The organism is Micromonospora sp. NPDC005367 (assembly GCF_040606825.1).
In the GTDB taxonomy this organism is placed as follows: domain Bacteria; phylum Actinomycetota; class Actinomycetes; order Mycobacteriales; family Micromonosporaceae; genus Micromonospora.
The window spans coordinates 1-21,244 of the sequence record NZ_JBEXFP010000032.1 but is presented as its reverse complement, the minus strand read 5'-3'; the positions used below and the strand labels follow the sequence as shown (position 1 = coordinate 21,244).

21 protein-coding genes are annotated in these 21,244 nt (G+C 70.7%); 9 read left to right on the top strand and 12 right to left on the bottom strand.

Annotated elements, in window-relative coordinates; genetic code table 11:
* Window positions 1-4 precede the first annotated feature (4 nt).
* The gene (locus ABZS42_RS21295; RefSeq protein ID WP_355147798.1) at window positions 5-1,204 is read right to left on the bottom strand and encodes a substrate-binding domain-containing protein; all 1,200 of its coding nucleotides are present in this window, start codon (window positions 1,202-1,204) and stop codon (window positions 5-7) included.
* Between the two features lie 347 nt (window positions 1,205-1,551).
* Between ABZS42_RS21295 and ABZS42_RS21290 the strand changes: the two genes are divergently transcribed.
* On the top strand, window positions 1,552-2,886 hold the full coding sequence (locus tag ABZS42_RS21290) for a potassium transporter TrkG (RefSeq protein ID WP_355147796.1): 1,335 nt from the start codon (window positions 1,552-1,554) through the stop codon (window positions 2,884-2,886).
* 25 nt (window positions 2,887-2,911) lie between these two features.
* Window positions 2,912-3,544 (top strand): TrkA family potassium uptake protein, encoded by a 633-nt coding sequence (locus ABZS42_RS21285; protein ID WP_355147888.1) that lies wholly within the window; start codon window positions 2,912-2,914, stop codon window positions 3,542-3,544.
* Between the two features lie 41 nt (window positions 3,545-3,585).
* Here the strand turns inward: ABZS42_RS21285 and ABZS42_RS21280 are convergent, their stop codons facing one another.
* The 7 genes from ABZS42_RS21280 to ABZS42_RS21250 form a co-directional block, all read right to left on the bottom strand.
* Window positions 3,586-5,226, bottom strand: coding sequence for a serine/threonine-protein kinase (locus tag ABZS42_RS21280; protein WP_355147793.1), 1,641 nt, complete (start codon window positions 5,224-5,226; stop codon window positions 3,586-3,588).
* Window positions 5,227-5,296: 70 nt separating this feature from the next.
* Entirely contained in the window at window positions 5,297-6,850 is a 1,554-nt protein-coding gene (locus ABZS42_RS21275) for a fused MFS/spermidine synthase (protein WP_355147791.1), read from the bottom strand.
* 36 nt (window positions 6,851-6,886) lie between these two features.
* The gene (locus ABZS42_RS21270) at window positions 6,887-7,891 is read right to left on the bottom strand and encodes a hypothetical protein (RefSeq protein WP_355147886.1); all 1,005 of its coding nucleotides are present in this window, start codon (window positions 7,889-7,891) and stop codon (window positions 6,887-6,889) included.
* 206 nt (window positions 7,892-8,097) lie between these two features.
* Window positions 8,098-8,907 carry an inositol monophosphatase family protein gene (locus ABZS42_RS21265; protein WP_355147789.1) on the bottom strand — a complete coding sequence of 270 codons (810 nt, stop codon included), beginning with the start codon at window positions 8,905-8,907 and terminating at the stop codon, window positions 8,098-8,100.
* Window positions 8,900-9,352 carry a response regulator gene (locus ABZS42_RS21260; protein WP_355147787.1) on the bottom strand — a complete coding sequence of 151 codons (453 nt, stop codon included), beginning with the start codon at window positions 9,350-9,352 and terminating at the stop codon, window positions 8,900-8,902. Before ABZS42_RS21260 ends, ABZS42_RS21265 begins: the two co-directional genes overlap by 8 nt.
* Window positions 9,349-11,073 (bottom strand): ATP-binding protein, encoded by a 1,725-nt coding sequence (locus ABZS42_RS21255; protein ID WP_355147785.1) that lies wholly within the window; start codon window positions 11,071-11,073, stop codon window positions 9,349-9,351. Before ABZS42_RS21255 ends, ABZS42_RS21260 begins: the two co-directional genes overlap by 4 nt.
* On the bottom strand, window positions 11,070-12,314 hold the full coding sequence (locus ABZS42_RS21250; protein WP_355147783.1) for a fused response regulator/phosphatase: 1,245 nt from the start codon (window positions 12,312-12,314) through the stop codon (window positions 11,070-11,072). The genes ABZS42_RS21255 and ABZS42_RS21250 overlap by 4 nt, the downstream gene beginning before the upstream one ends.
* 354 nt (window positions 12,315-12,668) lie before the next feature.
* Here ABZS42_RS21250 and ABZS42_RS21245 point away from each other — a divergent pair, with 354 nt between their 5' ends.
* The 3 genes from ABZS42_RS21245 to ABZS42_RS21235 all read left to right on the top strand — a co-directional run bounded on the left by ABZS42_RS21245 (window position 12,669) and on the right by ABZS42_RS21235 (window position 16,326).
* A complete protein-coding gene (locus tag ABZS42_RS21245; RefSeq protein ID WP_355147884.1) occupies window positions 12,669-15,038 on the top strand; it encodes a M28 family peptidase in 2,370 nt (789 codons plus the stop codon).
* A gap of 115 nt (window positions 15,039-15,153) precedes the next feature.
* Window positions 15,154-16,032 carry an aminoglycoside phosphotransferase family protein gene (locus ABZS42_RS21240; protein ID WP_355147781.1) on the top strand — a complete coding sequence of 293 codons (879 nt, stop codon included), beginning with the start codon at window positions 15,154-15,156 and terminating at the stop codon, window positions 16,030-16,032.
* A gap of 18 nt (window positions 16,033-16,050) precedes the next feature.
* The gene (locus ABZS42_RS21235) at window positions 16,051-16,326 is read left to right on the top strand and encodes an isocitrate lyase/phosphoenolpyruvate mutase family protein (RefSeq protein ID WP_355147779.1); all 276 of its coding nucleotides are present in this window, start codon (window positions 16,051-16,053) and stop codon (window positions 16,324-16,326) included.
* Between the two features lie 30 nt (window positions 16,327-16,356).
* Here ABZS42_RS21235 and ABZS42_RS21230 read toward each other — a convergent pair whose 3' ends face one another.
* Window positions 16,357-16,884 carry a PspC domain-containing protein gene (locus ABZS42_RS21230; RefSeq protein ID WP_355147777.1) on the bottom strand — a complete coding sequence of 176 codons (528 nt, stop codon included), beginning with the start codon at window positions 16,882-16,884 and terminating at the stop codon, window positions 16,357-16,359.
* Between the two features lie 3 nt (window positions 16,885-16,887).
* Window positions 16,888-17,211: a PadR family transcriptional regulator gene (locus tag ABZS42_RS21225; protein WP_355147775.1), complete on the bottom strand. Its 324-nt coding sequence runs from the start codon at window positions 17,209-17,211 to the stop codon at window positions 16,888-16,890.
* A gap of 389 nt (window positions 17,212-17,600) precedes the next feature.
* Here ABZS42_RS21225 and ABZS42_RS21220 point away from each other — a divergent pair, with 389 nt between their 5' ends.
* A complete protein-coding gene (locus tag ABZS42_RS21220; protein WP_355147773.1) occupies window positions 17,601-17,735 on the top strand; it encodes a hypothetical protein in 135 nt (44 codons plus the stop codon).
* Window positions 17,736-17,811: 76 nt separating this feature from the next.
* Here ABZS42_RS21220 and ABZS42_RS21215 read toward each other — a convergent pair whose 3' ends face one another.
* Window positions 17,812-18,027, bottom strand: a complete 216-nt coding sequence (locus tag ABZS42_RS21215; RefSeq protein ID WP_355147771.1) for a hypothetical protein — start codon at window positions 18,025-18,027, stop codon at window positions 17,812-17,814.
* A 131-nt stretch (window positions 18,028-18,158) separates the two neighbouring features.
* Between ABZS42_RS21215 and ABZS42_RS21210 the strand changes: the two genes are divergently transcribed.
* Together ABZS42_RS21210 and ABZS42_RS21205 are read left to right on the top strand one after the other, a co-directional pair.
* The gene (locus ABZS42_RS21210) at window positions 18,159-18,485 is read left to right on the top strand and encodes a hypothetical protein (RefSeq protein WP_355147769.1); all 327 of its coding nucleotides are present in this window, start codon (window positions 18,159-18,161) and stop codon (window positions 18,483-18,485) included.
* Window positions 18,482-19,147 carry a hypothetical protein gene (locus ABZS42_RS21205; RefSeq protein ID WP_355147767.1) on the top strand — a complete coding sequence of 222 codons (666 nt, stop codon included), beginning with the start codon at window positions 18,482-18,484 and terminating at the stop codon, window positions 19,145-19,147. Before ABZS42_RS21210 ends, ABZS42_RS21205 begins: the two co-directional genes overlap by 4 nt.
* Window positions 19,148-19,307: 160 nt before the next feature.
* Here the strand turns inward: ABZS42_RS21205 and ABZS42_RS21200 are convergent, their stop codons facing one another.
* Entirely contained in the window at window positions 19,308-19,916 is a 609-nt protein-coding gene (locus tag ABZS42_RS21200) for a permease-like cell division protein FtsX (RefSeq protein ID WP_355147765.1), read from the bottom strand.
* 359 nt (window positions 19,917-20,275) lie between these two features.
* Here ABZS42_RS21200 and ABZS42_RS21195 point away from each other — a divergent pair, with 359 nt between their 5' ends.
* Window positions 20,276-21,046 carry a hypothetical protein gene (locus ABZS42_RS21195; RefSeq protein ID WP_355147763.1) on the top strand — a complete coding sequence of 257 codons (771 nt, stop codon included), beginning with the start codon at window positions 20,276-20,278 and terminating at the stop codon, window positions 21,044-21,046.
* Window positions 21,047-21,244: the final 198 nt, after the last annotated feature.

Below are 21,244 nucleotides of genomic sequence, written 5' to 3'. Positions count from 1 at the left end.
CGGGTCAGCCCTTCATCGCCACGGCCGGCGGCGCGGTGTCGTCACCGGTGAGGCTCTTCTGGGCGGACGCCGTGAACTCGGTGCCGCTGCCGGTCAGCTTCGCCTGGTACATCGGCTGAAGCAGGGCGTGGTCGGCGGCGCGGATCGTCATCTTGCCCTTGATCCCGTCGAAGCTCCAGTCCTCCAGGGCCGCCACCATCTTGTCGACGTCGTCCCCACCTTCCTGTACGGCCCGGACCACCATCTGGGCGGCGGCGAAACCGTCCGGGTGGAACAGGTCGACGGTGCCGACCTCGGCCTTCAGTGCCTTGGCGGCCTCGGTGTCGCTGGCACCGTCGAAGTAGTGCGACAGGAAGGAGATCTTGCTGCCGGCCGCGCCGAAGGTCGGCCAGGAGGCGCGGATGTCCAGGCCGGTGACGACCGTGGTGGACGACAGGACGCCCTGCTGGTCGAGGGTCTGCCACATCGCGGGGGCGGTGGTGCCGGCCCAGGCGACAAAGAGCAGGTCCGGCTTGGCGGCCTTGATCTGGCTGGCGAACGGGGTGAACTCGGTGGCGCTGGCCGGGGCGCGGACGCTGCTGACGGTCGCACCGGCACCGCCGATGACGGTCTTCACGGCCGCCTCGTTGGCGTCACCGAACGCGCCGTCCTGGGCGAACACCACGACCTTCTTGCCGGTCGGGTCGCCGATGAACGACCTCGCGGTCACCACGTCCTGGTACGACTGCCGTCCGGAGCGGAAGGTGTACTTGTTCGCGCCGGTCACCGCGTCGGTGGCCGCCGGCCCGGAGATGAAGAGAACCTTGTTCTGCGCCGCGATCGGGGCGACCTGGAGCGCCACGCCGGAGGCGGTGGAGCCAGCGATGATCTTGGTGCCCTTGCCGATCAGGTCCTTCGCCGCGGAGACCGCCTTCGCCGGGTCACCGGCGTCGTCGACCTCGGTGACCTCGATGGCCCGGTCGCCGACCATGTCGGTGCCCTTGGTGGCGTAGTCGAGACCGGCCTTGAAACCCTCGATGTACTGCTTGCCGTAGCTGGCCAGTGCACCCGACTGGGAGTACACCAGGCCGACCTTGACCGGAGCGGCGCTGTCGCCGCCACCGGAGGCGGTGTCCTGCGGGCTGCCACAGGCCGTGGCGGCCAGGGCCGCGGCCATCATGGTGGCGGCGGAGAGGAACACCCGCCGCGTCGTCCGGACCGTCATTGCGACTCCACGTGAGGACTCGGAGGGAGGGAACTCATTGTCGGCTCACGCTAGAAGTGACGTCACCCACGAGCTATGTGGTCGATACACACAAGTAACCGGAGCGGGGTGGCCGGGCCTTACAACGGGCCGGGCACACCCACCCTGGCGTCGCCTCACGGTGGCGGCGGAAGCCGGATCCGCCGTACCGCATGTGTCGGCCCCGGCCATCGACCACCGCGCCCGTCACGATGGCCGGCTCGGCCGGCCCAGCGCGACCGACACGATCGACCGGTGACCGGTCATCGGCTGGCCGCCGGATCACTGGTTCGGCCTCCCCGACCCGTGGGGAAAAGGAAGATTGTCTGGTGCGCCGGCTTCTCCGTCACCCCGTGCGGCTGGTGCCGTTCGGATTCCTGGCGACGATCCTGCTCGGCACCGGCCTGCTGATGCTGCCCTGGGCCACCGGCCAACACCGGACCACTCCGTTCGTCACCGCACTGTTCACCGCCACCTCCGCGGTCTCCGTGACCGGCATGGCGGTGGTCGACACCCCGGATTACTGGAACCCGTTCGGCCTGGTCATGATCACCGTGCTCACCCAGATCGGCGGAATCGGCATCGTCACCGGCGCGACCGTGGTCATCCTTCTCGTAGCCCGGCAACTCGGGCTGCGGAACCGGCTGCTCGTGCAGGCCGAGACCCAGGAGTTCGGCTTCGGAGACGTACGGCGGCTGCTGCGGCGCATCGCCGCCACCGCGCTGATCTGCGAGTTGGTGATCACCGCCATCCTCACCCTCCGCTTCCACTTCACCTACGACTACCCGCTCGGGCGAGCGCTCTGGCACGGCGTCTTCCACGCCGTCCAGGGCTTCAACAACGGCGGGTTCGCGCTCTACTCGGACAACCTGACGGGCTTCGCCAAGGACGGATGGATCACCCTGCCGCTGGCCCTCGGCGCGATCATCGGCGGCCTCGGCTTCCCGGCGCTGTTCGAAGCGGCACGGGAGTGGCGTCAACCCTCCCGCTGGGCCATCGCCACCAAACTCACCGTCTGGGGCAGCGCCGCGCTGCTCCTGGTCGGCTTCCTCGGGCTACTCATGGCCGAGTGGGCCAATCCGCGCACCATCGGCAGCTTCGCCTGGCCCGACAAGCTGCTCGCCGCGTTCGCCCAGGACTCGTTCATCCGTACCGGCGGGTTCAACGTCTTCGCCACCGACGCCCTCGACGAGGAGAGCTACCCGTTGATGATCGCGCTGATGTTCATCGGCGGCGGCAGCGCCAGCACCGCCGGCGGCATCAAGGTGGCGACCTTCTTCCTGCTCGCCTTCATCATCCGGGCCGAACTACGAGGTGAGCCGGATGTGACCGTCGGCCGACGCCGGGTCGCGAACGCCAGCCAACGGCAGGCGGTCACGCTGGCCCTGATCAGCGTCACCCTGGTGGCCATCGGCACGGTGACGTTGATCCTGATGACGGAGGACACCCGGGCCCTCCAGACGCTGTTCGAGGTGACCTCCGCGTTCACCACCACCGGGCTCTCCGTCGGGCTCGCCCCCACGCTCCCCGAGAGCGGCCAACTCGCTCTCGTCGTCCTGATGTACATCGGCCGGGTCGGACCGCTCACTCTCGGATCCGCGATCGCACTGAACACCCGGCGAAGGCTCTACCGCTATCCAGAGGAGCAACCAATTGTCGGATAGGGAGAGCGAAGCGGGCGGCGTCGCGGTGGTCGGGTTGGGACGCTTCGGCGGTCAGCTGGCCGGGTCGCTGATCCGCCTCGGCCACGAGGTCCTGGCCATCGACCGCAACGCCGACCTCGTCCAACGCTGGTCGGACCAGCTCGACCGGGTGGTGCAGGCCGACGCCACCGACGAGGACGCGCTGCGCCAGGTCGGCATCAGCGACTTCCGGCGCGTCGTGGTGGCGATCGGCGCGTCGGTCGAGGCGAGCGTGCTCACCGTGCTGGCCATGGTGGAACTCGGCGTGTCGCAGGTCTGGGCCCGGGCCACCTCCGACAAGCACGCGAAGATCCTCGCCGCGGTCGGCGCGCACCACGTGATCTTTCCCGAGGCGGAGACCGGCGAGCGCGTGGCGCACCTGATCGTCACCCGGATGCTCGACTTCATCGAGTTCGGCGACGACTTCGCCATCGCCAAGGTACGCGTGCCGGAGTCCCTGGCCGGAAAGTCCCTGTCGCAGGTGCGGCCGATCGAGCAGTACGGCATACGCATACTCGGCGCCAAACTCCCCGGTGAGCCGTTCGAGTACGCATCGGACTCCACCGTGCTCAGACCGGAGAGTGTCCTGGTGGTCGAGGGCGGCCTGGACCAACTCCAAAACTTCGCCGAACTCACCTGACCTCGTCCCCAGGGCGAGGCGTCTCGGGACGGGGGGTGGGGTCACTTCTTGGAGGGTTTCGGCTTCTTGGGTTTGTCGGGCTTCGGTTTGGGGGCGGGGCCGCCGTGCGGGCCGGGAGCGGCGGCACGCGAATTGGTGGTGGCCTTCCTGGTGGTGGTCTTCGAGGTGCTGGCCTTGACCGGGGACTTCGTGACCGCCGGGGAGTTCGGCGCAGCCGGGGTGGGTGCCCGACCGGCCACCCCGGACACCTGTACCCCGCAGCTCTCGCCGCCGATGCTGAACGAGACCGGCAGCGGGTTCGCGCCGGTGTAGCGGCCGGTGAGGCTCACCTTCTCCGCGGCACCCGGCGCCAGGGCGGGCCGCGCCGCCGGCGGGCGGACCACCACCACCCGCCCCTGCTGGGTCGCGGACGCCGGAGTCACCCGGGTCACGGTCTGCTCGCCGGGGAAGGCGAAGCTCATCGCCCAGTCACGCAACTCCCGATCACCCGTGTTGGTGAGGGTCAGCTCGGCGACGAAATCCTTGCCGGAGTCACTGCGCAGCACGTACGCCACCTGGCAGGCGGGCGCCCGCTCCATCCCCATCCGGGCCTCGGTCGGCGGTTCGACACCGCCGTTCGCCGGGCTCCGCCCGGTCACCCCCCAGAGCGCCGCGGTTACCGCCACCACGCCGGCCGCCGCCACCCCGACCTCGACGCGCCGTCGCCGCATCACGGCCCGCCGGTGCCGGGTGGACGGCGGCAGCGCGCCCGTCTCGGCGGACCAGGGCAGGATCGTCGTGCCGGCGTCCGCGAGGGTGGCCGGGCCCACCGGGCCGGCGGCCGGCGAAACGGGCACCGCCGTCAGCAAGCCGGCCGCGTCGGCCAGCGTGCGGGCCAGCTCCGCGGTGGAAGGCCGTTCCTCGGGGCGTTTCGCCAGGCAGCGGCGCACCAGGTCGGCCACCTCGTCGGGCAGCTCCGGCACCGTGGGCATCGGCTCCGGGTCGTTGTACAGGTGCGCCCGCAGCATCTCGGTGGTGGTGCTGGCCTGCCAAGGCAGCCGACCGGTGAGCATCCGGTAGAGCAGCAGACCCACCGCGTACACGTCGGTGGCGGGCGAGACCTGGCCGTTGTCGAGGCGCTCCGGCGCGAGGTACGCGGGGGTGCCGAGCAGAGCGCCGTCCGTGCCCTTCTCGCTCTCCCCGACCAGGGCGGAGATGCCGAAGTCGACGACCTTCACCCCGGTGGCGGTCAGCATCACGTTGCCCGGGGTGACATCCCGGTGCACCACCCCGCGGACGTGCGCGGTGGCCAGCGCCGAGGCGACCTCGGCGGCGATCGTCACCGCGTCCCGCCAGGGCAGTCGCCGCTCCCGACCGAGCCGGCTGCTCAGCGAATGGCCGTCGATCAGCTCCATCACCACGTACGGCGCGGTCACACCTTCGTGCTCGGCCTCTCCGTAGTCGTAGACGTTGGTGATGTTGGGATGGCACAGCCGGGCGGCGGCCTGCGCCTCGATCCGGATCCGATGCCGGAACGCACGGTCGCTGGCCAGCCGGGACGCCAGCACCTTGACCGCGACCTGACGCCCGAGCACCTCGTCGTAGCCGCGCCAGACCACGGACATGCCACCCGCGCCGAGCTGTTCGATGAGCCGGTACCGCCCACCGAGCGGCCGCACACCGAACCGGTCCCCTCCACCCATGGTGGGGGTTGTTGCCCGGACCCGCCCCGGCTACACCTCAGCTGTCGAAATCGGTCAGGAACTCACCTGATCAGGCGGTGGCGAGCAGCTGGTCCACCGGTGCGTAGTCGTCGGTGAGCACCAACGCGTCACCGACGAACTCGTCGAGCTCGACATCGGCGACCAGGCTCGCCCGGGTGTCCACCTCGATCAGCCGTTCGCCGATCGCCTCCAGCGCGAGCGGCGCGTCGGAGGCGACGAGGACGAAGTTCGAGCCCTGCTCGCCGCTGATCGCCTCCGGCGGGGCGATCAGCGCGACGTGCTGGAACTCGGCGGCGACAGTGGCCAGTTCACTGCGGATGAACCGCAACGGCGGATAGTCGATGACGTTCTGCACGTAGACGCCGCTCGGGCGCAGCACCCGGCGCACCTCGGCGATCATCTCCCGGGTGGCCAGGTGCCAGGGCACCACCAGGTGCCCGAACGCGTCGCCCACCACCAGGTCGCGGCTTTCCGGCGACTCGGCGGCGACCAGCAGCCGCGCGTCGCCGGCCACCGCCCGCAGGTCCGGCCCCTGGTGTACGCCGAGTTCCCGCTCGCCCAGCTCGATCAGCCCGCCGTCGATCTCGAAGACCAGGTTGTCGGTGCCGGGACGGGTGGCAGTCAGATACCGGGGCACGGTGAAGCCACCCCCGCCCAGGTGCAACGCGTCCAGCCGCTGCCCGGTGGGCGCGACCACGTCGGCGACCGCACCGAACCACTTCGTGTACGCGTACTCCAGGTGGCGGGGGTCGGCGAGGTCCACGTACGAGTGCTGCGCCGAGTTGAGCAGCAGCGTCCGTCCGCTCGCCCGGGACGGGTCGACCTCCACCTTCGCGCAGTGGTACGCCGTCTCGATGTCGCACGGGTTCGGCGCGACGGTGCTCAACCCGGCACCGACCAGGCCGAGCACGGCCAGTACCGCCTTGGCCCGCCCCGGGGCGGGCAGTTCCGCGGCCCCCTGCCGGTGCAGGTACCAGCCGAGACCCAGGCCGACGACGCCGAGCGACACCGCCAGTGCCACCAGGATCACCGTGCTCGACAGGGCCGCGACCAGCACGAACCCGGTGAGCAGGGTGGCCGTGATGCCGCCCAGCGTCCCGATGCTGGACAGCCGGCCGACCACCTGACCGGTACGACGCAGATCGGCGAGTTGAAGCTTGACGACCAGCGGGGTGACGGCGGACAGCAGCAGCGCCGGCACGAAGACGGCCAGGGCCACGAGGAGCAGGATGGCGCTGGCCGCGCCGCCGCGCAGCACCTCGCCGGCGTACCGCACGACCGGCAGCGTGACGGCGGTGGCGATGCCGGCGAGCACGAGAGCGGGGGCCAGCAGCGGACGCGGGTCACGCCGGTCGGCGAGCCGGCCGCCGGTCCACGCGCCGTACGCGATCGCGGCGAGCGCGACACCGATCACCGAGCTGGTCACCTGGAGGGTGACCCCGACGTACGGGCCCACCAGGCGCAGCGCGACCGTCTCCAGCACCAGGACGGCTCCGCTGGAGAAGAAGACGAGGAAGGCGGCGAGCCCGTTGGGCAGGGCCCGCCCGGTGACCGGCACGGGTGGCGCGGGTGGGTCCGCGACGTTGGACGGTGAGAGATTCATCGTCGCGATGGTACGCAGCCCACCCGTCGGCGCGGGTCAGTACATCGAGAGATGAACATGATTTGTGTGGCTGGCCGCCGGGCTGCCGCTGCCGCTGTAGGAGCGCCAGCCGGTGCCCGGGTGCCAGATCTGCCGGTACCAGATCACGTAGAGCACGCCGAGCCGATCGGCGTTGCGCACGTGCCAGGCGGCCAGGCTGTCGCCGTACGCCTTGTCACCGCCGGTGGCGTTCTGGTCCTTGAAGCCGCCCGCCGCCGCCGAGAAGTCGCAGGCCCGACCCTTGGGGTGCTCGCCGTCGCCGCCGCTGCGGTGGCAGGAGACGTAGCGCTGGTAGCCGGCCGCCTTGGTCTGCTGGAGGGCGTTGAGGGTGCGCGGGGTGATGCAGCCGGAGGTGGTCGGGTCATTCACCGAGCAGGACTCCGACGGCCAGGAGCCGTCCGAGTTGCGTGGTGCGGGTTTCGCCGAGGTCGAGCTGGCGCCGCCGAACCCACCGCTGCCGCCGGAGCTGACCGCGGCCAGCGCCGCCTCGGCCTCCTTCTTCTTCTGCGCGATCACGGCGAGCTGCTTCGTCTGCTGCCGCACCTCGGCGTCGATGGCGAGCTTGGCCCGCCGCGCCTGCTCGCGGGTCTCCGTCAGCTCGCGCAGTCGCTTGCCGTCCCGCTGCGCCATCAGGTCGAGGTTGGCCGCCCGCTCCAGGAACGCGTCGGGGGAGGCGCTGCCCAGCAGCATCGACGCGGGGGTGAGCCGACCCATCCGGTAGGAACGCGCGGCGACCTCGCCGACCTGCGCGCTCAGGTCGTCGACCCGGACCTGGAGCCCGGCCAGCTGGCCGGTCAACTGCTTCTGCCGGCGCTTGGAGTTGTCCAGCTTCTGCTTCGCCTCGATGTGCGCCCGCGCGGTGGCCGTCAACGCGTCGCGCAGCTTCTTGGTGCCACCCTCGTTCGGCTCCGCGTACGCGGGCACCACGCCGCCGCCGAGTATCAGCGTGACGGCTGCGAGCAATGCGATCAGCGGGCCGCGGGCGCGACGCCGGCGGGGCATGGTCCTGGGCACGACAGCGTCCTTCCGTCGACCGCCGGCCCCCCGGGTGCAACCTGCGCGGCGGCGGTCCCGCCGGCCCCGGTCGGCGGCCTGCTGGCGGTGACCGCCGGTCACGATACCGGACCGAGCGGCGCCGGCCGGTCCCGTGAAGGCGAGGGGCGTGCCGCGTCGACGTTCGGTGTCGGGACGGTCGCCGAGCGCGTGGATCAGCCGTCGAGCAGGGCCGCGCGGACGTCGTTCCAGATCTGCTCGCTCGCGGCGACCAGCAGGCCGTGGCCCTCCTCGGCCGGGTGGTAGTCGGCGCCGTCGAACCGGCGGGCGACACCACCCGCGCACTCCACCAGCAGGGCCCCGGGAGCATGGTCCCAGGGCAGGGTGCGCCAGAAGAGCGCGAACTGCTGCCGCCCGACGAGGATGTCCAGGTACTCCCGGCCCGCACAGTGCTGCCCGGGGAGCAGCTCGCCCAGACGGTCGCCGCCGGCGTTCACCCGTTCGCGGGTGGCCGTCGGAAGGAACCGGGTCATCGCCATGCCGCGCAGGTGGCCGAACTCCGGTGTCGACTCGTCGGTACGGACCGGGTGCCCGTCGACGTACGTCCCCTCACCGGCGCGGGAGGTGGCGAGCATGTCGGCGAGCGGGTCGAGCACCCAGGCGGCGGCCGGCCGGCCCTCGCTCAACAGTGACACCATCAGCGCGAACGGCCGACGGCCGGCGGCGAAGTTGCCGGTGCCGTCGATCGGGTCGACGATCCAGACGTCGCCGCCGTCACGCAGGTGCCGCAGCAGCCCCCGGTCCTCGGCGACGGCCTCCTCACCCACCACCACCGAGCCGGGGCGCAGCTCGCGCAGCGCCGCCGAGATCATCTCCTCGGCCCGGCGGTCGGCCACGGTGACGATGTCACCGGGCGCCTTCTCCGCGACGTCGGAGTCGTCGAGTTTCCGGAACAGGGGTACGACGACCTGGTCGGCTGTCTCCCGGAGCAGCCCACTCACGTCGTCGATCAGGGTGTCAGCCACGCGGCGGCAGCTTCACCACGCTGACGAAGAACTCGTCGATCTGGCGGACCACGGCGATGAACCGATCGAAGTCCACCGGCTTGGTCACGTACGCGTTGGCGTGCAGTTGGTAGCTGCGCAGGATGTCCTCGTCGGTTTGGGAGGTGGTGAGCACCACCACCGGGATCCGCCGGAGCTGCTCGTCCTTCTTGATCTCCGCGAGCACCTCACGGCCGTCCCGGCGCGGCAGGTTGAGGTCGAGCAGGATCAGGTCCGGGGTCACCGCGTCCGCGTACTGGCCCTCACGGCGCAGGTAGGCCAGTGCCTCGGCCCCGTCGGAGACGACGGTCAGCCGGTTACGCAGCTTGTGCTCCTCGAACGCCTCCTGGGTCATCAACACGTCGCCCGGGTCGTCCTCGACCAGCAGAACCTCGATCGGGCTCCTGCCGTCCGCCGGTACGGTCATCCCACCGTCTCCCTCATGCCGCCCGTCCTGCCGCCTGCCGGCGCCTGCTCCGTACGCTCCGACCCGGCGGACTGCTCCGGCGCGCTGTTCGAACCATCGCCGGCCGTCGTAGCCGTCTCCGCGTCCGCGACGGTAGCCGACGTCTCGTCCGGAGCCTCCACCGTCTCGGGAAGATCCTCCGGCAGCGCGGGGAGCGTGAACCGGATCGCGGCACCCTCGGCGACGTCGGTGTCCACCCAGACCCGGCCACCGTGGTACTCGACGATCTTCTTGACGATCGCCAGCCCGATCCCGGTGCCCGGGTAGGCGTCCTTCGGGTGCAGTCGCTGGAAGATGACGAAGATCTTGTCGGCGAACTCGGGCTCGATACCGATGCCGTTGTCGCGGCAGCTGATCTCCCACTCCTCGCCGACCAGCCGGGCGGAGATGTGCACCTTCGCGGGCACGTCCGGCCGACGGAACTTGATCGAGTTGCTGACGAGGTTGGCGAGCAGGTTGGTGAGCAGCGGCTCCTCGCCCCGGATCACCGGCAGCTCCGACCAGGTCAGCTCGGCGTCGGCGTACTGCCGGGCCGCCTCGGTCTGGCCGGCCACGTCCCCCATCACCTTGTCGAGGTCGACCTCGGTGAAGCCGGTGGTCAGCCGGCCGATCCGGGAGAACGCCAGCAGATCGTTGATCAGACGCTGCATCCGCTGCGCGCCGTCGACCGCGAACGCGATGTACTGGTCGGCCCGCTCGTCCAGCTGGCCGGCGTAGCGGCGCTGGAGCAGCTGGCAGAAGCTGGCGACCTTACGCAGCGGCTCCTGGAGGTCGTGCGACGCGACGTACGCGAACTGCTCCAGGTCACGGTTGGACCGGGTCAGCTCCTCGGCCTGCTTCTGGAGCTGCGTGTTGACCCACTCGATCCGCTCCCGGGCCTCCCGCACCTCGGCCAGGTCCGCCGCGATCCTGCGGCGCATCGCGTCCACGTCTTCCGCGAGCTGCACGAACTCGGGCGGGCCGGAACCGGAGATGACGTGGGCGAAGTCGCCCTCGGCGACCTCCCGGACCTGTTGGGCGAGGCCGGTGAGCGGGCGCACCACCGTCCGGTCCAGCGAGAGCAGCAGCAACGCTCCGGCGACCACCACCACCAGGGCGGCGAGGATCAGCAGGACGGCCAGGAGGTTGCCGGTACGGCGTACCTCGCGCGCGTTGCTCTCCCGGGCGTGGAGGATCTCGGCCTGAAGGTCGTCCACGGCGACCCGGAGGCCGTCGAACTGCTGCCGGGCCGATTCGGTGACGAGGGCCTGACCGGCCGCGGTGCCGCGCTGCTCAGTCGTTCTGATCACCGGCTCCGCGACCGACTGCCGCCACTGGTCGGCCCGGGTCTCGACCTGGCGCAGCTCTCCCTCGATCTGCGGGTAGCCGGCCAGGAGCCGCCGCATCGACGAGACGAGGTCCTGTTCCTGCCGCACCCCGGCGTCGTACGGGCCGAGGTCGGCGCGGTCGCCGCTGACGGCGAAGCCACGGACCGCGGTCTCCTGGTCGAGCAGGGCGTTGAGCAGTTCCTGCGACTGCGCCCGCAGCGGGCTGGTCTTGTTCAGCAGCGCGTCGATCTGGTTGCGGCTCCGCTCGGCCAGGGACGCCTCCGTCACCGCCAGCCCGATCAGCAACACCCCGACGACCACGAGCAGCGCGACCACCCGCTGGCGCAGGCTCCAGCCACGCACACCGGCGGTCACCGGCCACCTCCCCGGGAGACCAGCAGCATGGCGACGTCGTCGGCGAGCGGACCACCGTTGATCTGCTCGGCCCGCCCGACGAGCCAGGCCGGCAGCTCGGGCAGGGGTACCTCCCGGCTGGCCGGTTCCTCCAGCAGCTCGTTGAGCCCGGGCACGTCGAGCCGATCGTCGCTGTCGCCCACGCGCCCCTCGATCAGGCCGTCGGTGTACATCAACAGGGACCAGTCCTCGGTGTCGAACTCCAGGTCGTAGGCGACCGGCGGACGGGGCCGGACGCCGAGCAACAGGCCGCCGGGGGCGGGCACCGGTGCCACCTCACCGCCGGCGAGCAGCAGTGGCGGCGGGTGACCGGCCAACCGTACGACGGCCCGGTTCTGGTTCAGGTCGAGTCGGGCCGTCGCGACGGTCGCGAAGATCTCCTGAAGCCGGCGCTCGCTCATCAGCACCTGCTCCAGCGCGGGCAGCACCTCGTCGTCGGGCACCCCGGCGAGCACCAGGGCACGCCAGGCGACCCGGAGCTCGACGCCGAGCGCGGCCTCGTCGACCCCGTGCCCGCAGACGTCACCGACGATCAGGTCCACCCGGTCGGGGCGGGTCTGCACCACGTCGTAGAAGTCGCCGCCGATCAGCGCGGCGTGTCGTCCGGGCCGGTAGAACGTGTGCACCGCGACCTGGTCGGTCGTCATCAGCGGCTGCGGCAGCAGGCCCCGTTCGAGGCGGGCCGACTCGGCCTGGCGCAGCTCGACCTCGCGCAACCGGCGGGCGTTCTCGTCGGCGCGTTTACGTTCGACCGCGTAGCGCAGCGCCCGGGTCAGCAGGACGCCGTCGACCTGCCCCTTGACCAGGTAGTCCTGGGCGCCCTCGGCCACCGCCACGATGCCGAGGTGCTCGTCGCTGCGCCCGGTCAGCACGCAGACCGCCGCACCGCTGGACATCTCCAGCACCTGGCGCAGCCCGTCGAGGCCCTGGGCGTCGGGCAGGCCCAGGTCGAGCAGGACGCAGTCCACGCCCGTCACCCGTCGGCGTGCCTCGCTGAGGCTCGTCGCGACCAGCAGGTCGATCATCGAGTTGGTCTCGGCCAGCAGTTCCCCGACGAGGAAGGCGTCGCCCTCGTCGTCCTCGACCAGCAGCACCCGCAGCCGCTCACCGGGCGGCAGGTGAGCGTGCCGTCCCAGGCCGCCGTGCGGGTACGGCACCACGGAGGAACCGGCCAGACCGGTCCCCCGGTTCGGCCGGGTCACCGCCGCGAGACGCGGGAGTTCGCTGGTGATGTCGGGCTCCTTCCGAGTGCCCTGCTGATCCTGTATTAGACAACGGTCGCACACAACACGACGGACTCGGTGGGGCCGGGCATGGGCCGAATCACTACCCGATAAGCGGGCAAAGCAGGCAGAGGGCGTTCCGCCGACCGGACGGTCGACCTCCGCTCGGAACCGGCCGGGCAGTGGCCGGACGGCGTCGAAGTCTCGCCGACGGGCGGGCGTCCAGTCCCGCCCGACGCGGGGCAGGATGATTCCACCCCTGGCCCCGTCCCCGAGGAGTTTCCCGTGGGCGCACCTCCCACCCCGGCCCCGGACCGCGCACCCGCCCACCCGATCCCGGGCGTACCCGGCGCCGACCGGTCACTCGCGAGGCCCCGGCGTCGACTGGTCGCCGCCGTGGCGGCCGTCGCCGCACTGGTCGCCGTCGGCGCAGTCAGCCTCATCGACCTGCGGCCCCCGGCGCCGCGACCGGCCGACGCGGCGCCGGGCGAGTTCAGTGCCGACCGGGCCTTCCGGAACGTCGAGGTCATCGCCGCGCGCCCGCACCCGGCCGGCAGCGCCGCGAACGACGAGGTCCGCTCGCACGTCGAGCAGGTGCTGCGCGGGCTCGGCCTGGAGACGGAGGTGCAGGACGCCGTCGCACCGAAGGCCGGGCAACTGAGCGGGGCGGCCGGAGGTGCCACGCTGGCCCGGGTCCGCAACGTGGTCGCCCGGCTGCCCGGCACCGATCCGACCGGCCGGGTCTTCCTGGTCGCCCACTACGACTCGGTGCAGTCCGGACCGGGTGGCAACGACGACGCCGCCGGCACCTCCGCCATCCTGGAGGTGGCCCGAGCTCTGGCCGCCGGACCGCGACCCCGCAACGACATCGTCTTCGTGCTCACCGACGCCGAGGAGGCGTGTCTCTGCGGAGCGTCTGGGTTCGCCGCCGGCCACCCCCTCGCCGCCGACGGCGGGGTGGTGCTCAACCTGGAGGCGCGCGGCTCGGCCGGACCGGTGATCATGTTCGAGACGTCGCCACGGAACGCGAAGCTGGTGGACGTCTTCGCCCGGGCCGCGCCGCACCCCGTCGGCACCTCGTTCGCCGTGGAGATCTACCGGGCGCTGCCCAACGACACCGACTTCACCGCGTTCATGGGACACGGCTTCGTCGGCCTCAACTCCGCGTACATCGACGGCGGGGCCATCTACCACACCCCGCTGGACACCGCCGCGGCGTTGGACCGGGCCAGCCTCCAGCAGCACGGCGACAACGCGCTCGGGATGGCCCGTGAATTCGGCCGCATCGACCTCACCGACCTGACCGCCGGCGGGGACAACACCTACTTCCCGGTGCCCGGCGGGCTGGTCCGCTACCCGGGCCAGCTGACCCTGCCGCTCGCGCTGCTCGCGCTGGCCGCGGTGGTCGCGCTGGGTTGGTCGGCCCGTCGGCGCGGTCGTGCCGACGGTCGCCGGTTGGCGGCCGGTCTCGGCCTGTCGCTGGTGCCGATCGTGGCCGCCCCGCTCGCCGCGCAGGCGTTCTGGGCGCTGATCACCACGATCCGGCCGGGCTACGCCGAGCTGCTCGACCCGTACCGGCCGACCTCGTACCGGCTCGCCGTGCTGGCGCTCGCCGCCGCGGTCGTCTTCGCCTGGTACGCGCTGTCCCGGCGTCGGATCGGCCCGGCCGCGCTGGCCGTCGGCGGGCTGGCCTGGCTGGCCCTGCTCGGGGTGGTGCTCGCGGTGCTGGTGCCGGGCGGGGCGTACCTCGCCTCCCTGCCGGCGCTGGTCGGCGCGCTCGCCGGCCTGGTCGCGCTCGGCACCCGGATCGACGGGCCGTGGCCGGTGGTAGCCGTCACCGCGGGCGGCGCGGTGGCCGTGGTCATCCTGCTGCCCACTGTGGTGCTGCTCTTCCCGGCGCTCGGCATGGCGATGGGCGGGGTCGCCGCCCTGGTCACCGTGCTGCTCGGGTTGGCCGTACTGCCGGTGGTGGATCTGCTGCACCCGCAGGCCGGCGGGCAGCGCGGCCTGGTGGCGTTACGGGCCCGGCGGCTCGGCGCGCTGCCCGCGCTGGCCGCCGCGGTCGCGGCGGTGGTCTGCGCCGGGGTGGGGGTCCGCGTCGACCGCTTCGACGCCACGCATCCCGCACCCACCCATCTGATGTACGCCCTGGACGCCGGCGCCGGCTCGGCCCGGTGGCTCACCGACGAGACCGATCCGCAGCCGTGGACCAGCCGGTACGTCGACGGTCCGGCCTCGGTCGCGGACTTCCCGGCACTCGGCGATCATGCCTTCCGCGGCGGCCCGGCGGAGCCGGTGGACCTGCCCGCTCCGAAGGTCGAGATCCTGGCCGACAGCAGCGCGGGAGGCGAACGCACCCTGCGGGTGCGGGTCACCCCGCAGCGTCCGGTCCGCCTGGCCTCGCTGCACGTCGACGCGCGCACGATCGTCGAGTACGCGGTGGTGAACGGGCGGCGTGTCCCCGGAGGCCGGGCGACCGACGGCCGGCCGTGGGGCTTCGGGGTCGTCTTCCACGCGCCGCCGCCCGAGGGCATCGAGATCACTCTGGTGATGGGGGCCCACGACGACCTGCGGCTGCGGGCGATGGATGCCAGCGACGGCCTGGCCGAGCTGCCCGGCTTCCGGCCTCGCCCGCCGGACGTCGGGATCGTCGGCTCGCACAGCTCGGAGATGCTCGCCGTGGCCCGTACCTATCCGGTCTGACGCCGATGCGCCGGCCCAGGCCGTCTCCGGCGGATCGGGTGACGGCGCTGCGCGGCGCAGTCATCGCCCGCTCCTGCTGCCAGGCGCGCCGGGGTGCGGCCGTAGGGTTCTCGCTGTGCCGATTCAGCGAATGCCCGCTGCGGAGGTTCCCGTCTCCGTCGAACTGGTGCGCCGCCTGCTCGACGAGCAGCACCCCGACCTGGCGGACCTGCCGGTCGAGGTCCTGGCCAACGGCTGGGACAACCTCGTGTGCCGGCTCGGTGCGGAGTTCCTCGTCCGGTTGCCGCGGCGCGCCATGGCCGCCGAACTCGTCGCGCACGAGCAGCGGTGGTTGTCGGAGTTGGCCGACCGCCTGCCGTTGCCGGTGCCGGCGCCGGTGCGTGTCGGGCGGCCGACCGCGCAGTACCCGTGGTCGTGGAGTGTCGTGCCCTTTCTCCCGGGCCAGATCGCCGCGCGGTCGGCGCCGGACGACCTCTGGTCGGCCGCGGCGGCGCTCGGCGGTTTCCTGGCCGCGCTGCACGCCCCGGCTCCTGCGGGGGCGCCTGTCAACCGGTTCCGCGGCATTCCACTGGCCGGGCGCGCCGAGGGAGTCCTGACCGGGCTGACGCACGTCGATCCGGCCGACCGCGACGCCGCACTGCGGATCTGGGAGGCGGCCCGCGCTGCGCCTGCCTGGGACGGTCCGCCACTGTGGTTGCACGGGGACCTGCACCCGGCCAACATCCTGGTCGACCGCGGGAAGATCAGCGCCGTGATCGACTTCGGTGACATCACCTGCGGCGATCCCGCCACCGACCTCTCCGTGGCTTGGATGCTGTTCACGGCGGAGCAGCGTGCTGTCCTTCAACAGGCGTACGGCCGCGCGGACGACGCGACCTGGGAGCGGTCCCGCGGGTGGGCGCTTGTCCTGTCCCTGGTCTTCCTGACGCACTCGGCGGACAACCCGCTGATGCGCGACATCGGCGAACGCACCTTGCGTACGGTGCTGGAGTAGCGGCATGGCACCGACGGTGTGGTCCGGGACGCCGCGAGCGCCCGGCTGATCGAGGACGCCGGCGCAGCCGCCATCGCAACCACCAGCGCCGGGGTGGCCTGGAGCGTGGGCGCGGGTGACGGCGAGACGATGGGCCGTGACCGCGCGCTCGACGTGATCACCCGTGTGTCGTCCGCGGTCGGTGTGCCGGTCGCCGCCGACATCGAAGGTGGGTACGCGGATGACGCCGACGGGGTCGCCTCACTGGGTTTCGCGGAGATCGATGAGCTGATGGCAGCGCCGGCCCGTCGATGACCGCGTAGCCGGCGCCGCGCGCCTTCCGGTTCAGGTGTATCGCGGTGCGTCCCGCTGGCGTTCGTAGTCGGTGACCGTCGGGACGACCGGGAGCACGAGCAGCAGGACCAGGTACGCCACGGCGAGTAGTCCGCCCGTGACCAGGGTCAGCAGCAGCACGACGGTTCGTACCCAGTCGACGCGGAACTGGCCGTACGCCGCGATGCCGAGGCAGATGCCGCCGAACCATTTGCCCTCGTTGATCCGACACCAGAACCGGCCACGTGACCCCTCCACGGTGGAGGGCGGCGCGGAGTGTGCTGGGCTCACCGGCCCGAGCTCAGCCAGGATCGCCGCCATCTGGGGACCGGTCACCGGTTCGGCGCCCGAGCTCGTGAGAGCGCTCAACCGGTCGCCGATCGCGGACTCGAGGTCTCGGGCGATCTCGTCGGCGTCCGGGTCGGAGCGCAGCGCGCTTCTCGCGTCATCGAGGTACTGCCGCAGGGCCTCGCGTGCTTCGCGGGTGACCGGGAAGGCCGCGACGTGTCCGGTGAGGCGGATGGAGATCGGCTCGTTCACGGGTCATCGTCCAATCGTGTTGATGACGCGGGACAGCTCGTTCCAGTGGTCCCGGAACGCTGCGAGCTGGGCTCGGCCGGTGTCGGTGAGCGAGAAGTACTTGCGGGGCGGTCCTGACGGCGACTCACGCCACTCGTGGTGCACGAACCCGTCTCGCCGGAGTTTGCTCAGCAACGGGTACAGCGTGCCCTCCTGGGCGGGGAAGCCTGCCTGCTGCAATGCAGCGAGGATCTCCGCCGCGTACCGCTGCTGGGACTCGACGGCGGCTAGTACGAGTGGTTCGAGCAGGCCGCGCCGCAACGCGACGAGCTTCGGATCGACCTGCATGCCGCTACCTTGTCATAGCAAGGTACCTATCGCAATACGGAAACCCCGCACGACACACGGCTCACCGCCACAACTGTCGATTGCCGTCGGCCCGACAACTTGGAGTGACGATCCAGACGCAGGGTCGGACAAATCGATGCCTTCGGTCATAGACTCATCGCCCGACGGGGAGGTCAGGTTGGCTGACGGAGACGCGCCACCGCCCTTTGCGGCCGAGCTCAGGAAGCTTCAGGACGAAGCGCAGTCTCTGGCCGCGCAGTGGGCCGCCACATCCGATCCAGGGGCCAGGTATCGCGGGGCAGACCCGGACGACCTGGTGAGTGTTGTGGTGGATGGCCAGGGCTTGTTGATTGAGATTCAACTTCGGCCGGGCTGGCAAAGGTCCAGCGATGCCCTTGGGCTGGGCAGAGCTGTGGTCGACGCGCTCCGGACGGCGGATGGCGCACGTCGGACGGCTGGGCGGCAGCCGCTGGGCCCGGGGCAGCCGCGGCATCGACCACGGCGCCGGCTCCGGCGATCGCTGAGGCGATACCGATGATCGGCAGAGCATCGGCGGCGGCACCACTCCCGGAGGGAGATGCTCTACGTCAGCTCATGGGCCTACTGGAGGTGGTCGAACACGAACTCGACGGCCTGTCGGAGAGCCTGGAGCGCCGGCTTCGCGACGAGGTGGAAGCGTCCGCCCCGAGAGGTTCCGCCGTCGTACGCGGCAGTGCCGGTCTGATAACGGAAGTCCGCTTCGAACCCAGGTGGGCCGAGCACGCGGGTACGCAGGAGATCGCGCACTGGGTCCTCCAGCTCACGAGGGAGGTTCACCAGCGAATGTGGTCGGACGGCGGTCAAGACCTACCTGACGGCCTCAACGAACTGAGGTCCCTCATGGCGGGCCCCGCCCGATTGCTGGCGAGGCTCGGGCTCGCCGCCGAATTCGGTGAAGGACAGGGCTCATGACTCATCCGCCGAGCCCCGAGACCGTCCGGGTAGCGATCTCGGAACTGCGCACCGACGGCATCAAGTGGCGCGACGCCGCAGACCAACTGCGCGCGGCAGCGGAAGTTGCACGCACCCTTCACCTCGGCTCGCTCGAGTTCTCTGCTCCTGCCGACTGGGCGGGCCTGACCCAGGTGTATCAGGAGCTTCACGCCCGAATGACCGAACTGTTGAGCGATGGCGTCACGGCACTGGACGCCATGGGGAACGCTCTGACTGCAGCAGCGGACGGGTACGAAGAGGAAGACATCCAGAGCATGCACCGCATCCGCGGAGTCTGGTGAACGCGATGACCGACTTGGGATTCAGCCGAGAAGAGTTCGAGCAGACTCTGCAACGAATCGAGCGGCTGCTCGGCAAGGTCGAGCAGTTGAGCAACTCGATCGTGCAGCGCTGCAACCGGGCCGCGCAACTGCTACCTGCCTTCGCGATGGGCGGCTTGCAGGAGTCGCTGGACAAATTCACGGCTATCGTAAAGGCTTTCTTCGCAGTTATGCGGGAGCAGATGCTTTCGCCTGGATGGCCGCCGGCACTGTATGGAACCGGTGACGACTGGACCAATCGGGTCGGCGCGGTGGCCAGTTCCCTGTCAGGGATGGCAGGAAGTGACCAGACAACTGTCAACGAGAAATGGGAAGGGGCCGGAGCCACCGCTTACGCGGAAGCCCTGTCGGCACAGGGAAAGGCGCTCAGCGCGATCAAGGCGGCAACAGACGAGATCGACGACGCGCTGTTCAAGCTCTGTGCCGCCCTGGTGGCCTTCTGGGTCATGATCGCCGTTGCGATCGCCACGTACGTAGTGGAGCTGACCGCGGCGGCCGCCGCCACCAGTACAGGCGTCGGGGCGCCCGCGGGTGCGGCCGTGCTTGTGCGGGCGCGCCAGCCTGCACGCACGAACGCCTCAGCCAAGACCTGCACTCCTGGGGCATGGGGGAGGCGGCCGTAGACGTTGTTGTCGAGATCCGCTAAATGGTCAGCAAGGCGCGGCCCTGGGGTACCGCCAGAAGTGATCTCCACGTTCCTTCCGACCTTCCCTCGTGTCGCGGTCCGAGCCCTGACGTCGCGGGCCGCGAGCGATCCCCCCGTCGGCGGTTCCGCTGTGCCACTCAAAGCATCGACACCGGCACCAACTGCACCGCCTCGACGCCATCAAGGCGTCCAATCTCGGGTAGCCCAGTCCGACCCTTCCCGTCCACGGCAAGCTGGAGCCGCAGCGAGGCGCGCGTCATCTGGGAGTCGAGCTGCGCGGCAAGATCACCCTTGCCCTGACACTGCTTGCGCAGACGCTCGTAGGCGGCGTCCCGGTTCTCGAACTCGATCGACTCGGCGCGGGGTAGCGCCCGGACGGCCTTTTCTACCGCGGCTCGCTGCTCTGCCGTAGCCGTCGGTTCCAGCCGGACGATCGCCCCGATTTGCGACGGCAGGGGGTCAACATCGGCGATCTTGAGGACAGCCCACTCGACACCGTCGACCGTGCCTATCACCAAACCGACTGCCTCGGCGACCGACGCGTCGGTGACCGTCGCGCGAAGGGACTCCGGCAGGTCCTCCGGGTCGAGATCCGCCAGCAGGTCCGGCGAGTCGTTCCGCATCTTCTCATAGGCCTGATCGCGGGTCTCAAGGGCGACGCCCTCTACGCTCGGCATCGCGCGTAGTCGCTGCTCGACCACGCTCTTTTGCGCTGCCGTCACATCGTGGTCGAGCAGGACGGTCAAGGTTGTGTGTCCGGCATCCTTCGGCTCTGAGGTGCAAGCGGGCAAGCCGATTAGAAGTAGTAGGGCCATTGCCGGTGCGACGCGACGCATGGGTCAGATCGTAGGTGGGCGCAAGGCAACAAGTGGTCCCTGGGCTTGGTCCTATGCCCAACGCGACGGTGACACGCGACGCTAGGGTCACGTGACCTGGATGACGATGAATGGTCGTAGCGATCGACGGCCGAGAGATCTCTCGCTCCCGTGTGCCTACCGCTACAGCTGTCCATCTGCCGCTCCGCCCCGAGGGGCACCCGGCGTCGACCGAGTCCGCTATCGTGCCCTCGTCCCGCTACCAGCCGGCGGCCCACGGGGGAACCACTATGAAACAGAGCACCGCCCTGCTCGCGCTGGGTCTGACCGGCGGTTTACTCCTTGCTGCCGGTTGCACCCGGACGACGGAGCCTATGCGCGCCGAGAAGCCGGTCCAGGCGGCCACCGTAGTGCCGTCTCCGGCGCCCGACGTCCGCGGCGAGCTGGTCGTGGCGTTGCAGCGGTCGCAGGGGGTTGCCCACCGGTACGCGGTGCGCGGCAGCCTGCCCGAAGGGCAAAGCGTTAAGGGAACCGGCGCCTTCGATCCGAAGAAGCGCCGTTTTCAGGCCACCATCTCGGTCACGGGCGGCAAGTACCCACAGGCCGGGAGCCGGATCGTGATCGGCACCGACAGTTACGTACGGCCGGCCGACGAGAAGGACTGGGTGCACGTCGATCTAAAGCGAGTGAAGAGCGACGATCCCTTCCTGCGCTTCGATTGGGTCGACCCGACCGGCCTGAAGGCGTTCACCTCGTCGATCGTCTCGGCGGAGCGCACCGGCACGCACACCTACACCGGCCGTTTCGACCCCGACGGCAAAGACACCAAGTCGTTCCTCCCCGTGGGCGCACCGAGCATCGTCTCGATCGGCACACCCCTGTCGCCCTTTACGATCACCACTGACGACCAGGGCTGGGTCACCTCGGTCAGGGCGGAGCTGAGTCCCAGCGGGGGCCCGAAACTGACGATGACCACCACCATGAAGGATCACGCGAAGCCGTTGAAGATCACCGCGCCAGCAGATGCTGATGAGGCCGCTGACTTCTACTACCGCAAGTGACAGCTCGGCCGTAGCGGACCAGTTCGCCATGCCGAATCCCTCGATCAGGGCATGAAAGACGCCCTGGCTGAGCCGGATCGCACCGTCGCCGGCGGAATGGCTGTCGACAGCAGCGCTGACAGACATCCCATGAGCTTTGGAGTCAAGCAGCGGTCTTCTGGTCGTGCTGTTCGCGGTGTGGCCAGGCGGTGGTCTCGT